Source organism: Paraeggerthella hongkongensis, assembly GCF_003726035.1.
Classification (GTDB): Bacteria; Actinomycetota; Coriobacteriia; order Coriobacteriales; family Eggerthellaceae; genus Paraeggerthella; species Paraeggerthella hongkongensis.
In genome coordinates, this window is sequence record NZ_QICD01000002.1 from 158,444 (window position 1) to 172,913 (window position 14,470).

At 62.6% G+C, this 14,470-nt stretch carries 12 protein-coding genes and 1 pseudogene; 2 read left to right on the top strand and 11 right to left on the bottom strand.

What is annotated here, in order from left to right; translation table 11 throughout:
* Positions 1 to 100: 100 nt before the first annotated feature.
* From DMP08_RS02065 to DMP08_RS02100, 8 genes and pseudogenes are all read right to left on the bottom strand, one after another.
* Entirely contained in the window at positions 101 to 685 is a 585-nt protein-coding gene (locus DMP08_RS02065) for a helix-turn-helix domain-containing protein (protein WP_114565753.1), read from the bottom strand.
* A 255-nt stretch (positions 686 to 940) separates the two neighbouring features.
* Positions 941 to 2,002 carry a nucleoid-associated protein gene (locus DMP08_RS02070; protein WP_123191336.1) on the bottom strand — a complete coding sequence of 354 codons (1,062 nt, stop codon included), beginning with the start codon at positions 2,000 to 2,002 and terminating at the stop codon, positions 941 to 943.
* The gene (locus tag DMP08_RS02075) at positions 1,918 to 2,919 is read right to left on the bottom strand and encodes a hypothetical protein (protein WP_123191337.1); all 1,002 of its coding nucleotides are present in this window, start codon (positions 2,917 to 2,919) and stop codon (positions 1,918 to 1,920) included. The genes DMP08_RS02070 and DMP08_RS02075 overlap by 85 nt, the downstream gene beginning before the upstream one ends.
* 660 nt (positions 2,920 to 3,579) lie before the next feature.
* A pseudogene (locus tag DMP08_RS02080) lies at positions 3,580 to 3,867 on the bottom strand (peptide chain release factor-like protein); the annotation flags it as partial.
* A 120-nt stretch (positions 3,868 to 3,987) separates the two neighbouring features.
* The gene (cydC, locus tag DMP08_RS02085; protein ID WP_211328369.1) at positions 3,988 to 5,754 is read right to left on the bottom strand and encodes a thiol reductant ABC exporter subunit CydC; all 1,767 of its coding nucleotides are present in this window, start codon (positions 5,752 to 5,754) and stop codon (positions 3,988 to 3,990) included.
* 29 nt (positions 5,755 to 5,783) lie between these two features.
* The gene (gene cydD, locus DMP08_RS02090) at positions 5,784 to 7,511 is read right to left on the bottom strand and encodes a thiol reductant ABC exporter subunit CydD (RefSeq protein WP_123191340.1); all 1,728 of its coding nucleotides are present in this window, start codon (positions 7,509 to 7,511) and stop codon (positions 5,784 to 5,786) included.
* A gap of 115 nt (positions 7,512 to 7,626) precedes the next feature.
* Entirely contained in the window at positions 7,627 to 8,553 is a 927-nt protein-coding gene (murB, locus tag DMP08_RS02095; RefSeq protein WP_123191341.1) for a UDP-N-acetylmuramate dehydrogenase, read from the bottom strand.
* A gap of 41 nt (positions 8,554 to 8,594) precedes the next feature.
* Positions 8,595 to 10,100, bottom strand: coding sequence for a helix-turn-helix transcriptional regulator (locus DMP08_RS02100; protein ID WP_244596745.1), 1,506 nt, complete (start codon positions 10,098 to 10,100; stop codon positions 8,595 to 8,597).
* 238 nt (positions 10,101 to 10,338) lie between these two features.
* On the opposite strand from DMP08_RS02100, the gene DMP08_RS02105 reads away from it, so the two are divergent.
* Complete coding sequence (locus DMP08_RS02105; protein WP_123191343.1) at positions 10,339 to 11,382, top strand: DUF5050 domain-containing protein; 1,044 nt, start codon at positions 10,339 to 10,341, stop codon at positions 11,380 to 11,382.
* Between the two features lie 214 nt (positions 11,383 to 11,596).
* Here the strand turns inward: DMP08_RS02105 and tatA are convergent, their stop codons facing one another.
* The 3 genes from tatA to DMP08_RS12590 form a co-directional block, all read right to left on the bottom strand.
* Positions 11,597 to 11,857, bottom strand: coding sequence for a twin-arginine translocase TatA/TatE family subunit (gene tatA, locus DMP08_RS02110; RefSeq protein ID WP_123191344.1), 261 nt, complete (start codon positions 11,855 to 11,857; stop codon positions 11,597 to 11,599).
* Positions 11,858 to 12,037: 180 nt separating this feature from the next.
* A complete protein-coding gene (locus DMP08_RS12585) occupies positions 12,038 to 12,601 on the bottom strand; it encodes an FAD-dependent protein (protein ID WP_244596746.1) in 564 nt (187 codons plus the stop codon).
* 18 nt (positions 12,602 to 12,619) lie between these two features.
* Entirely contained in the window at positions 12,620 to 13,441 is an 822-nt protein-coding gene (locus DMP08_RS12590) for an NAD(P)/FAD-dependent oxidoreductase (RefSeq protein WP_244596747.1), read from the bottom strand.
* Between the two features lie 224 nt (positions 13,442 to 13,665).
* Here DMP08_RS12590 and DMP08_RS02120 point away from each other — a divergent pair, with 224 nt between their 5' ends.
* Positions 13,666 to 14,388: a cysteine peptidase family C39 domain-containing protein gene (locus DMP08_RS02120; protein ID WP_123191345.1), complete on the top strand. Its 723-nt coding sequence runs from the start codon at positions 13,666 to 13,668 to the stop codon at positions 14,386 to 14,388.
* The last annotated feature ends 82 nt before the right edge of the window (positions 14,389 to 14,470 follow it).

The window sequence follows — 14,470 nt, forward strand, 5'->3', positions numbered from 1 at the left end:
ATGCGGCGGCCAGTCCGCCGCGAGACGGATACGATCATCGAATTGAAGGCGCTGTCAGGCGCGCGATCGCCCGCAGTGCGCGAGCGGCGGTCGGCAGCGCCTAGATAATCGTTTCCCCGTGGGGCTTCATGACAATGGCCAGAAACGTGCACGGCTCGCCCCCGGTGGCGATCATGCCGTGGCCGCGGCCGGAATCGTACATAAGCAGATCGCCGGCTTCCAGCTCTTCAACATGGTCCTCGTACGCGAAGCGCATGCGTCCCGAGATGATGTAGTCGAGCTCTTGGCCCACGTGATAAGACAAGTGAATGGGACGGTCCTGCTCCTCTTCCAGATAAGGGGCGGTTACCAGGAACGGCTCCGCCAGCTTGTTCTTGAAGTGAGGAGCCTTGTGCAGGTACTCGAAGCCTGCGCGGCGCTTGATGGACAGGCCATCGGCAGCGCGCGTGAGCGAGTAGCCAGACAGATGAGGGTTCTCGCCGGTCAGGAGTTCAATGACGTCGACGCCCAACCGCTCGGCGCACTTGTACAGAAACGTGAACGACAGGTCCTGATCGCCGGATTCCTGCGCGGCGTACTCCGCCACGGAACGTCCGGTAGCATCCGCCATTTCCTGCATGGTGATGTCGAGGTCTTCGCGTAGCGCCCGAATGCGCCCTGCCACCTCTTCGATGTTCGGCTCCATAGTCGCTAGACCTCCTTCTGGCGAATCGCAGCATCGTCGCCAGAGAGCGTGGTCGGCGGTGCCTGTCGGATGAAAAGTTAATCTATTGTATAGCAACTTGATCGGAAAGAAAGGAGGAAGCTGGAAAACTCTACCAGCGGCGCAGGGACGGATGGACAAAATCCCAGAACCGACCGGGCAGGGCGCAGCAACGGGGCACGCCTCCGCTTCGCCACGACCCGATCGGCCCCTCTCCCCTCCCGAAGCCGCAGGCGCTTAGCGGTTCTCGATATGCCCGATGTTTTTCAGCTCGATGGAGATCAGACCGTTCGGCGCGCTGACGAACTCGATGAACTCGGGGCTTTGCGAGTATTCGGCCGGAAACTTCACCTCGATGCCCGTATCGGTAACGATCTTGTGGCTCTTCGCAACGCGCTGCGCCACCGCCTTCTCCACCACCACGCGCTCGGGAAGCGCCTCTTCGGCCAATGCTTCCTCGAAACGCTTCTGCAAGGGTTCGTCGTCGAACACCTCGTCAGCCAGATCCCATGGCGCCAGCTCGTCGGATTCCTCTGCATTCTCGGCTACGTAGGCCTTCGCCTTCGATACGGCCATGGCCGAGTTAGCCCCGTACTCTTCGGCAACTTCCTCCACGATTCGGGCTACCGTATCGAACATCTCCTTGCTCGAGGCCTCCATGGAGCACTGCAGAAGGCCGTCGGGGATAAGCCAGCGATCCTCCCCCGCAATGGTGCGCTTCTTGTCGCAAAACGACACGGCAAGCGATCGAGCCTCGACAAGGGCGAACGAGGCGACCTTCTGCGAGGGGCTCGGCAAGATGGCATGATGCCGCGCCACGTCCACGCGCGTACCGCCCTCTTCGCCGCGACCCACTTCGTGCATGAACGCCTGCTTGCTCTCCAGAAGCAGGAGCGCGAAGTAACGCTTGCCCTCTCCGCGATAAGCGGCTTCGGCCTCCTCTTCGGTCATGTCCCGCACGACGGAGTTCGTATCGTCCTCGAAGTCGATGACCAAAAGGTCGGTGGACTCCGTTTTCTCCATGCGGCCCAGCTCGGTCGCCACGAACTCCGCCACCTGTACGGACAAGTCGATGAAGTCGCGCTTCCCCAGGAAGTACGCGCGCAGCTCCTCGGCGAACATGCTGTCGTCGGCGAACTCGCCGCGCTTGCTGTCCAAGTTGTTGAGCGCCTTCTTCGCATGGCTCGTCACGTAGCGCTTGGCGTTCTTGCTCTCTAGGTCAAGCTCCTCCTGAGAGAACACGTTGACGCACGAAACGAAATCGAAAACGTGCAGTACGGCATGGTGTATCTTGAGCATGGTTGGTTTCCTCGCCGAATGATCGTAGGTTCTTGAATGCGAACGACTAGGATACCGGAGCCAACCCGATAAAGCGCAAAGTTCCAAGAATCACCAAACGCGCCGAAACGAGACGATGCGCACTCGGACGCGGCACACGAGCGCCGGGCCTTGTCCCGCGAACGCTTCCGAAGCCTGAGCACGGCGTAGCCCGCCCCCAGTGCCAGGTACGTCCATTCGGTCGCCACCTGCTGCGCAAAGGTTGCAAGCCATTCCACCGGATTCTGCATCAGCACCATCATGACCGAACCATCGAACGGATACCCGTACAGCGCATGACCAAGCGCCAGCAGGAACCCTTGAGCCACCATAAGGAACATGAACGGGTACACCAGCTTCTGGGTGCGCTTCCACATCTTCGCCGACATACGGGCGCGCACGAAAGGAAACGACGTAATCCACGGCACGACGAACGTCGCCGTCAACGGCAAACCCACCAGCACCGCCGCGGCGAACATGAGCTCAGCTGCCGGATGACCCCAGATCTGGCCCCACTGAGGCGTGAACGACATTGCAAGAAGCCCGAACACGCGCACCAGATGGCCCATGACCAGGATGCCGCCGATAATGGAAAGCTCCGATCTCACCGAAAGAACGCGCTTGACCAAAGGCGTGCGATCGAAAGCGCCCACGAACATGACCACCAAGTAAAAGCTCACGCCCACATACGACGAGGCCAAAAGCTGGATCACCTTGTCGAATGCAGGCAATGCGCTCGCCAGCCCGCCCCAGGTGGCAAGCACGACCACCGCCGTCCAACCCAGATAAAACGGAAGCGGATTGCTGCGAAGGGCTTTCGCGCACAGAACCGAAAATGCTGCAACGAACGGCAGCACTTGCAAGATGCTGGGAATGATAGGCAAAAGCGTGATGGACATGCAAACTCCTTGCTTGAGCGATTGAGCGGACATCGCCTTCGGATGCTATACGGTTTCGTGCGGCTGATCCGTTGTGTATCCAACAAACGATGATTGATTTGCGAACTATTTGCATGCGACGGAAATCACTCGAAGCCCTGGTCGTTGGCCCCGGCATGGCACCCGGACAACGTGCCCAGATGCCGCGCCCGACCGGAAACCGCCCCGATAACGGCAGCGGCGCTCCTTCGCCCTCGGGACGGATGAACGCACGCCCGGCCGAACCGGTACCTTGAGCAAACGCCACGGATCCATCGCAATCAGCCCGGCTCTCGCCAGCAACGATATATTCGCAACAAGCTCGTTTCTGCTGAAAAATTACGTTTGCGAATGATCTTTTATGAGAATAAATAGAAGCGCGCTAATCTGACCTGGTATTTTATAAACTGACTTATTTACTTTTATTGAAAAGACCGCTCGAAATCGTTCGCAAACGTATTTTTTCAGCAGAAACCGGGGGTCCGCATGATTTTCCATGCTCGCCGCTAGGAAAGCCACCTGCTCAACGAGCGAACGTCGGCGAAACAACGGCGCGAGCGAGCTGCCAGCCGGGCGACATCCTCGAGCGCATCGACGGCGAGCCGGAGCAGGCATAGCGAACCTGCGCGCCGACCCTTGCGCTCAGTCCCCTTCCACGCGCCCGCGCCGCGCCTTCACCTGGGCGCGGCGATGCTTGTCGGCCAGGCGCGCCTCGCGCGCTCTTCGGGAGGGCTTCGTGGCATGGCGAACCTTCGGGGGCATCGCCGCGCGCTCGAACGCGGCATGCAGCTTCTGCAAGCACAGCCGCCTGTTGCGAAACTGGCTGCGCGACTCGCGCGAAACCACGACGATCCCGCTCGGGCGGTGCTCCATGCGCACCGCCGAGTCCGTCGTGTTCACGCACTGCCCGCCCGGCCCGCTGGCCCGAAACGCCTGCACCTCGCAATCGCGCTCGACCTCGTCAAGCGGCTGACGTGCCCATACGGCAAAGTCACGGTATGTCGGGCGGTCTTGATCCATGACTCCATAGTAGCAGAAACCGCAAGCGCCTCAGCCCTCGCGCGGCCCGTCGACGTCTTGCGGCCGCCGTCCCCGGTCGAACGCGAGCAAGCCACGGTAGCGCGAACTGGTTCGTTCAAGCTCGCACGGAGCTCCGTCAAGGACCGCGCGCCCGTCCTCCACGAACACCACCCGATCGCAAGCCGAAGCGCCCAGCAGATGATGCGTGATCATGATGACGGTGCGGTCGGCCAGCGTCTTGAAGAGCGTGGACAGCAAGGCTTGCTCGGTCAAAGGGTCCAGCCCGACGCACGGTTCGTCCAAGATCACAACGGGCGCATCCTGCAAAAGCACGCGCGCAAGCGCGATGCGCTGCCTCTCGCCGCCCGAGAACCGCAGGCCGGCCTCGTCGACCATCGTGTGCAGCCCATCGGGGAGCCGGTCGACCATCTCGCGCAAACCGACCTGCGCAAGGACGTTTCGCACCTCGTGAACGGACGCGTCGGGCCGTCCGATGCGCACGTTCTCCAAAAGCGTCATGTTGAACAGATAGACGCGCTGCTGGATCACGCCGATGTACGCGCACACGTCGTCGCCCAGGTCGCATGTCGGCACGCCGCCGAGCGTAACCCGCCCCTCGTCAGGGGCGAGATCGCCGCGCATGAGCGACGCGAGCGTGCTCTTCCCCGCACCGCTTCGTCCCAGGATCGCGACCTTCTGGCCTGCAGGAACCTCAAGCTGCATCCCCTTGAGCACGGGCCGCGCAGACCCCGGATACGCATACGTTACGCCCTCCACCAGCATGTCCAGGGGCGTGCGCGGGCGTGCGGCTTGCTTCGAGGCCCGTTCGTCCGCATCCGGAAGCTCGTTCAAGCGCTCGAGCGAGTCGCCGTACGAGAACGCATCGACCGCCGACGCGGACAGCGGCGCGAACGCGTCGATGAGCGGGAAGAAGCCCAGCACGAACGCAGCGATCCAGTTCGCCGTATCGGCACCCCGCCCGCCGAAGTGCGAGCCCGCCCAGACAAGCAGCAGCGCGGCCGTCACGGCAAACAGAACCTGCAGCGCCACGTCTCGACGGCGAGCGAAGCGTTCCTCGGCGGCGGCAAGCTCCCTCATGGACCGTTCGGCTGCTCGATAGCGCGTCAGGTACTCGTCGCCGCGCTGGGAGAACACCCAGTCGGACACGCCCAGCACGTTGTCGGTCAGCTCGGCGTACAGATCGTTTCGCAACGCTTTGTAGCGCATGCGGCGCGCACCGCACGCCAGCACCGAAACCGCGGGCAGCAGCAGGACCGCCGACCCCAGCATGACAAGCAGCATGCACGCCAGAAACGGCGAGAAGAACCCCGCAGCGGCCACCAGGGCGAACCACAGCGTCCAGGCGATCACCGTTGGAAACACCGTTCTCAAATACAGGTTCTGCAAATGCCCGATATCCTCGGACAGAAGGCCCAGCACATCGCCCGTACGATGCGTCGCGCGGAAGAACAGCGCATCCTTCTCAAGCGACCGGTACAACTTCAAACGCAGGTCGGATGTCATGCGCAGCACCCAGTCGTGACTGCACAGCCGCTCCAGGTAATGAAGCAGCGGCTTGCCTATGCCGAATATGCGCACGAAGATGAGCGGCAGGTTGAGGGCCAAGATGGACTCGGGCACGCCGGCAGCGCCGCTTATCAGAAAGCCGGAGGTGAACATAAGGCCCGCCGCGAAAGCGAACGTCGCGAAGCCCAGAAACAGCGCAAGCGCGAGCACCTTGCGGTACCGCTTGAAGAACGGCACGACCCAGCGGTCCTCGCGCCATGTCCTGCGCATAGTCCTCGCCCCCTTCGCATCCACGCCGCTCATGCGACATCACCGCTCAACCGAGACGCAAGCCGCGCATACGGCCCGTCGTGCGCTGCCAGCTCTTCGGGACGGCCCGCCTCCACCACGCGCCCTCCGTCAACCACCAGCACGTAGTCCATATCGGACATCCAATGCAACCGATGGGTGGCGAAAAACACCAGACGCCCCTCCATAAGGGGCAGCATGCGCTCCTTGAGCTCCCATTCCGTCTCGATATCCAAGTGCGCCGTCGGTTCGTCGAACAAGAGAATCCGCCGATCAGGATCGAGAAACGCGCGCGCAAGGGCTATCCTTTGCGCCTGCCCGCCCGAAAGGGACCGAGCCCCCTCGCCGATAACCGTGTCCAAGCCGTCGGGAAGCTGGGAAACCAGATCGGCAAGGCCCATCGCCTCGACTGCGTGGGAGACGTCCGCCTCGTCGGCATCGGGGCGGTAAAACGCGATGTTCTCGCGCAGCGTGGCGTGGAACACGTACGGGTTCTGGGGAATGTAGACCGTCTGCCGCTGCCAATCGACCCGATGCAATCCAGCCGCGGTCACGCCTCCTGCGCGAAACGACCCCGCACTCGGATCGGCGAAACCGCCCAGCAGGTTGACCAGGGTGCTCTTGCCGGCGCCGCTCGCACCGACGATGCCCACGCGCGCAAAGCCGCGCACCTCGAACCGCACGTCTTCGAGCGCCTTGAAACCCGGGTACGAGAAACCCACGCCACAGGCGGAAAACGAGCAATCCGGCCCCCAAGCCGGCACGGGATCCGGCGCATCGTCGAAGGGCGCGGCCTGCGGCTCGTCGACGATGCCGAGAATCGAAACCAGCGCGTTCTTGCCGTCGAGCGAGGCGTGGTAGTCGGCGGCGAACTCGCGTACCGGCTTGAAGTACTCTGGAACCATCACCAGCACCACGAGCGCAGGGAAAAAGGCAAGCGTGCCATCCACCAGGCGAAATCCCAGCATGATCGCCACAGCCGCCAGCGACCCGGTTGCAAAAAGGTCCAGCACGGTGCTCGACAGCGTGGCTACGCGCAGGGTTTTCATGGTCGCTTCGCGAAAGCGCTCGCTCGCCGCGTAAATGCTGCTGCCATAGGAGCGCCCGCGACCGAACAGCTTGAGCGTGTCGATGCCGCGCAGCGCGTCGATGAACGTGTTCGACAGCATCTGGAACGTCGCGTGCTGCTTGGCGGCCTCGTCCTGCGCCGTATGGCCCAAGATGACCATGTACAGGATAATGAAGGGAAACGCCACCAGCGCGATCACGCCCGAAACCCAATCGAGCGGGAATATCCAGCACAGCAGCACCAGAGGGATAACCACGACGCCCACGGCTTTCGGCAGAATCAGGCGAATATAAGTCTCCACCTGGTCGATGCCCTCCAAAACAAGGGTGGTCACGTTGCCCGTCCCGTGCTTCTGCACCACCGCCGCGCCCGTTTCGAACACGCGCGAGAGCAGCCGCTGGCGCAGCTCGTCGGCCCGCGCAGCCGCGTAACGATCGAGATACGTTTCCTGCGCGTACACAAGAACCTGCCGCGCAACGAAGCACGCCACGAACAGCCCTATCCAGAAAACCTGGTCGGACACCGAAGCGCCCTTCCACAAATCCACGATCGCAGCAGCAAGGGCCCAAGCCTGCCCCACCACGGCGAATGCTCGCGCGCAGGCACATGCGACCAATACGACAAGCGCCGCGCGCACGCCCTGTAGCGCGAAGATAGCTTTGTCTATCAACGCCCGCCCCCTCGTCTGCGAAGCCTCGTCGCCCTCGATTATTTGTTACTTCTTTTATATCATATAGAGACGGACAGGCGCAAGCGCTTCGACGGCATGCCGCTCGCGGCGTTCGTCAGCGCCGCTCCTCCCGAAAGCCCCACATCCGCACCTCGGGCTGCAGCCTGACGCCCGCGCTCTCTTGGACGCGATCTTGCACGTCCGCTATCACGCGACGCACGTCCGCAGCGCTCGCGCCGTCCACGTTCACCACGAAGCCGCAATGCTTGGTCGAAACCTGCGCCCCGCCCACGCGGTATCCCCGCAAGCCGGCATCCTGCACCAGCTTTCCCGCGAAGTAGCCCTCCGGGCGCTTGAAGGTGCTGCCGGCGCTGGGCAGCTCGAGCGGCTGCTTCTCCGCCCGGCGCCGCTCCAGATCCTCCATGCGCTCCGCAATGGCCGCAGGATCGTCGAAAGCAAGCTCCAAAACCGCGGAAAGCACCACGTAGCCCTCGTGGTCCATCATGCTGTGACGGTACGACCAGTCCGCCTCCTCGGCGCTCACTTCCACGATGCGGCCGTCCGGCGTCAGGCAGCGCAACGACCTTGCCACGTCGCGGAACTCGCCCCCGTAAGCGCCGGCGTTCATGATGGCGGCGCCTCCGACAGTGCCCGGAATGCCGCTGGCGAATTCGTAACCGGCCAGCCCGGCCTCGCACGCTGCGCGCGCGACCTTCGCGTTCGAGGCGCCCGCGCAGGCTCGCACGGTACTGCCCGAAACGCTCACGTCCGACAAGTTGTCGGCGATGCGCACCACAACGCAGCGCAGGCCCTCGTCGCTTACCAGCAGGTCGCTGCCCAGACCCACGATGCGCGCCTCGATGCCCGCATTGCGGCACGCCTGCAGCGCAAAGACGAGGCTCTCTTCGTCGCGAGGCTCCACCAGGCAGTCCACCGGGCCCCCGACGCGAAACGTCGTGAGCTGCGCCATGGGCACATCGAACCGCACCGCTTCGTCGCCCAAACGGCGAAGCAGCGCGTTCTTCAATTCTTCGTCAACCATGCAATCCTCCTTGCACGCCGGGGCGCAAGCCCCGTAGCGCGCTACTTGCCGCCAAGGCGGCGCACCGTACGCTCGCCCAGGTCAATGAGTTCCTGGCGCCCATGGGTGCCCGTCTTCGCGTACATGCGCCGCAAATGCGTGTCCACCGTGCTCTTCGAGATGAACAGCTCGCCCGCTATGCGCTCGCCGGTGCGGCCGCGCAGCGCAAGCGGCAGGATCTCCGACTCGCGCTTCGAAAGACCGTGATCCTGGGATATGGCCCGGCATGCCTCGTCGAACCGGTCGGCGTCGCGCACGATCACCGAGAGCGCGCGGAAGTCGCGCTCGGTGAACAGGAACAGGTACGCGTACAAAGCCGCAAGGCCCGCGAAGGCGGCGATAGCGTACGGAGCCTGCTCGACGGGCTCGAACAGCTCGATGGCATTGCCCAAAGCGATGCCGGCCATCTCGCCCAGGTAGAGCATGGCGAAGCCCCGCGCAAACGACAGAGCCGCATCCTGGCCGGTCAGCTTCGCCATCACCAGGAACAGGGAAACCAGCACGTACGTAAGTCCCAGATAGCCTGCCAGCATGATGGACTCGCCCGGAACCCCGAACGATCCCAGGACCGGCACGAACAGAAAGCCGGCCATCATCACCAGCACGGCAAGGCGGTACACGCCGTCAAGAGGGCCTTGCTGGTCAGCGGAATCCGAGCCTGCCGAGGCACCGCCCGAGATCAGCTGCAACGCCGCCGCGCAGAACAGGACCAGCAGCAGCAAGCTGGCCGAGAACGCCGGCGTCGAGGCCATGCCCGGATCCGACGCGAACGTCTCCATGAAACCCGCGGTCAGGCCGAACAGCCCGGTTCCCGCGATGATCTTCTTCGACAGGCGCGCCGTTTCGTCGTGCTGCTCGCGCGTGGCGACCAGATCGCCGAACCTGAAGCTCTGCGGCCCGGCGGACGGCCCTTTACGCGATGAGGACCCGCCTTCGCGCGCGAAAGGCTCCAAGCCGCGCAGGGCGAAGGCGCTTCCCAGCGGCAGCAGCTTGAGGACGAGCAGCGCATGCTCGATCGGGACAAGCGAGAACGCCAGGCACAGCCCTGCGGCGACCGCTGCGGCAACGAACACCTCGGGCACGCAGCGATCAACCGGGCGAACGCCGAATGCGCGGCCCCAAGCGGCCAGCATGAGTCCGGCGGGCACGCCCACGAGCATCCCTTCCACGACGATGCCCCACGCGCCTGTCCCAGCCAAAGACGACACGACCGATCCCAGCACCAGCAGCCCCGCATAGCACCAGAGCAGCGTACGGGACAGCAGCGCGTCGCGCGCGCGAGGAGACGCGTTGCGCAGCAGCGCGAACGAAAGCACCATGAACGCCAGGGTCAGAAGCAAGTCGGCCCGCTCGAAAGCGAACTCCCCTTCCCCAAAGGCGCGGTTGGCGCCCAGGTAGAATAGGGAGAACACGAACCCTTGATTGCAGGCGAACCCCAAGATGGCCCGCACCGCGGACGGCTCGGTTATCCGGTCGAATCGCAAGCCAAGCTGCACTGGCCCCTCCATTCCATTCCATTCGATACGCAGTACGAATCCATGATAGCAGGAGATGAGAACCGCTCGCAGGAACCGCCCGAACTCCCGCGAGTCTCCGAAGTTCAAAAGCGCAACCGCAGCCTTCCGAGGCGCAACCCGGCGCACGACGTCGCACGACGGCAAGGAAAGCCCTGCCGTTCCCGTAATAACGGGCTGTTCAGTATGATATTTTGGATTCGGCGCGCTTTCCGCAATCAAAGGATTGGCTATGAAACGAGCTTCTGCACTTTTCCTCATCGGCACGTTGGTCTTTGCGGCTATCGGCGTTTGCGGTTGCGCTTTGGATAGCAGGAAGGACGCTTCCCCGAATGCCTCTATCGGCATCATCGAAACGCGAGGGACGGCTAAAACGAGCAGAGTCGTCCTGTACGATAGGGAGCTAAACGAGGTGGCGGAGCTTCCTTTGAACTACGCAACGGTCGGCAACGCTTTTTGCAATCCCCTGGTTTACGACGGCAGCCTTTTCACCATATCCCAGGGAAGGAGCAAGACCAAAGACGGCAACGTCGTCCTCCAAGTTGATCTGGACTCCCTCTCCACCAAGGCATACGCCATCGACCAGCCGGCCGTGAACGACGTGGCCGCGAGCGACGAGTACGTCTTCACTTGCAATGCGACGAACCATGCAACTCGCATCAATCGCTGCCGAGCCGACGGCGGGAGCGTATCGAGCGTATCCGTCGAAGGGGTTTACGTGTCGAAGCTCGTTTGGCACGAAGACAGCCTGTACGCTTTCGCATCGTCCCTCGACGACGGCTCTTCGACGATCTTGCATTTCGACGAAAATCTAGCTCTCCAAGAAACGATCGATTGCAGCACGTACGATTCGGACGTCTACCGGACGGTTGCGCATAACGGAAGCATCTACTATTGCGGCACCGGATTGACGGGAAGGCAGATCGGCGTGCTCGATACCGAAGACAACACGGCGGGCACCATCCAATTGAGCAAGGGCGGCGCTTCGAGCGTGGCCTTCGCGAACGACAAGCTTTACGTCGCCCGCTACAACGTCGTCCAAGGGCAGGACGATAGCGCGCTCAGCATCGTGGATCTAGCGACGGGAGCTATCGAGGAGCACTTCTTCGATCATGGAGCGATGCAGATGGTTGCGACCGAAGGTTCGCTGTACATACTCGGAAATTGGGCGATATACCGATACGATGCCGAGAGCATGGAATTCATCGGAAGCAAGCCGATCGAGGGCATGCCTGGCAACCATAGCTATCTTTCAGGGTTGTTCTCTGCGAACTGACGCGATGCCAAGACAACTTGCACGGATCAAGGACGCTTTGCCGAGCGATACGAAGGGCAAGCCGTTTCCCGTCGAATACCAACGATGGAGGAACCGCCCGAACTCCCGCGAGTCTCCCCGCTCCCGGAAACGCAACGCCCCGCGGCACGAATGCGACGGGGCGTTGCGGGCGCGAGGGAGGGAGGGTTCGCGCCGGAAATAGAGAGTAGGTACGTTACGCGTTCTGCGGGGCCTTTTTGGCGCGCACCGTCTTCTTAGCGGGCTGTGCAGGCTCTTCGTCCTCCACATCGTCCTCAACGGCCAGCTCCACGGCTTCTGCGGCTTCTTCCTTGCCGCCGCCCATGCCCTCGCGCAGGTTCTTCACGGTCTTGCCCAAAGAAGCACCCAGCTTCGGGAGGTTCTTCGGCCCGAAGATGAGCAGGATCACGGCCAAGATGATGACGAGTTCGGGAACACCCATTCCAAGAATCTTCATGTAAAGCGCCTCCTACAGCGTGTTTTCAGTACGCGCCACCTTATTGGGCCGCACCGGTTTCGATGGCGTTCACTATGCCCCATCCCCGCGCCTCAGGCTATCATGCAAACCCGTGATTTCGTACTCAATGCCTAGCTTTTCTTTGTCATGCAAATGGAGTACATTATGCGTATTCCCTGTTCAGAGGCTTTCGACAATATACCTTCCTGCACGATGTCCCATCACGCTGGCCATCATGAGGCCGCGCGTCCAACCGCTGGAATCCCCCAGGCAGAACAGGGAGTCGACGTTCGTTCGGAGCCGCTCGTCCATGGAAACGCGGTTGCTGTAGAACTTGAGTTCGGGAGAATAGAGCAACGTCTCCTGAGCAGCAAGCCCCGGAACCACCTGATCCATCGCAAGAATGAAGTTCAGGATGTTCGTCATGGCTCGGTACGGCATGGCCGCCGTGATGTCGCCGGCTACGGCATCGGTCAACGTAGGCACCACGTTCGAGCGGGCCAGCTCCTCCTCCCATGTGCGCTTGCCGTCCAAAATATCGCCGAAGCGCTGCACCAAGATGCGCCCCGCGCCCAGCATGTTGGTCAGTTCCCCCACCTTCTGCGCATACGCGATAGGCTGATCGAAGGGCACGCGGAAGCTTTGCGAGCACAGGATGGCCAGATTCGTGTTCGGCGATTTGCGCTCTTTGTACGAATGGCCGTTCACCACGGCCAACCCTTCGTCGTAGTTCTCCTGGCTCACGAAGCCGCCCGGGTTCTGTCAGAACGTGCGCACCTTGTTCCTGAAAGGCTGCGGATACCCGATGAGCTTGCTTTCGTACAGCACGTCGTTCACCGTTTCCATCACTTCGTTGCGCACTTCCACGCGCACGCCTATATCGACCGGGCCCGGCGCATGCGCGATTCCATGCTCGCGGCACATGCGCTCGAACCATTCGGCGCCGCGGCGGCCCGTGGCCACCACCGTGCAGCGTGCGCGCACCTCCTGCGTGCCCTGCGGCCCCGCGACCGATACGCCCCGGCAAGCGCCGTCCTCTACCAGCACCTGCACGCACTCGGTCCCGAAGCGCAGGTCAACGCCCGCTTCGTGCAGATATTCCTCGACCCGCGCATACAGATCCCGCGCCCGCTCGGTACCCAGATGGCGCAATGGACAGTCGACCAGCTTGAGGCCCGCCTTGATGGCGCGGCGGCGAATGTCGTCCACCTCGGGACGACGGGCGCCTCCCTCCACGCGCTCATCCGCGCCGAACGACAGGTATATGCCGTCGACCTCGTCTATGGATGCCTGGGCTTCGTCGCGCCCGATCAGATCGGGAAGATCCCCGCCGACTTCCGCAGAAAGCGAGAGTTTTCCGTCGGAAAACGCGCCTGCACCCGAAAACCCCGTGGTGATCCGGCAGGGCGCGCATCCAACGCATGGCCCGCCGGCCTGCTTCGGGCAAAGCCGGTCCCCTATGGCAAGCCCTTTGTCCACCATGACGATGCGTCCTGAAAACCCCTGATCAAGCAGGCTCAGCACGCAGAAGATACCCGCCGGCCCGGCACCCACCACCACGATATCGGCATCTGCGCTTCGCACAACGCCCTCCCATCCCCTTGCACTGTTCGTGAAACGCCTTTCATTCTACCCGTCCGAAACGGCTCGCCAAGCAACTGTGAAGGATTCGAGAACTGCTTGTGGCGGTTCGTCGGGTATTCGACACCCCCGCGATATGCGACGTTGCCGTTTTGTTACCATTTCGCCCCGCGGCCGTAACCATACCAGAACAACGAACCCTACGCGGCCGAGGAAAGGATGCTTGCATGGCATCGAGCTCTACCCGTTTTTCATGCGCAGTCGGAACCGCGCTGGCCGTCGCGCTGAGCGCCGCATGCGCACCGGCCGCTTTCGCAGCCGAATCGCGCTCCCCATTTGCGCAGACCGCCGAATCTCTCCCGTTGAGCCAAGCGGCTTTTGTCGACCTTTTGCCATTCGCCCACGAAGGCTCGCCACACGATCTGGACCAGGTGCAGGCGCTCACCGAGCAGAAGATGGCCGAAGAGGCCGTGCGGGCTGCCGCCGAGCGGTCGAACAAGCGGCTCGACTACGACCCCGCGCTCATCACCGCCATCGGCAACCAGCTCAACGGCGGCCACACCATCTGCTGTCCCGCCTACGCGTGCGCTTACGGCGACGCGATCCTTACCGGGCAAGCGAACGGCCACGAAGCGTACGGATGCGGATGCTGCACGTGGCCCGGATGGGGCGGAGGGAACTCCTCGTTTCGCTCGCTCGGATCTGACGCAGCCCTATTGCGAGAAGCCTACGACGAGATCGCCGCAGGCAGGCCCACCGTCATCCATGTATCCGGACCCTACGGCGAGCACTGGATCTGCCTCATGGGATACCAAAACGTTCAGGACCCCGACAACCTCACGCTGGACAACTTCCTGGCTCTCGACCCCGCGAACGGAGAAGAGCACGTTGCCTCCTATCGCTACGCGCTGTACGGCGACTCCTGCCAACACGTAAGCGACCTGCGCTGATACCCGAATGAGACAAAGGGACGGGGTCAATGACTCATTTTCCGGCCTGCGGCTGAAAATGAGTCATTGACCCCGTCCCTTT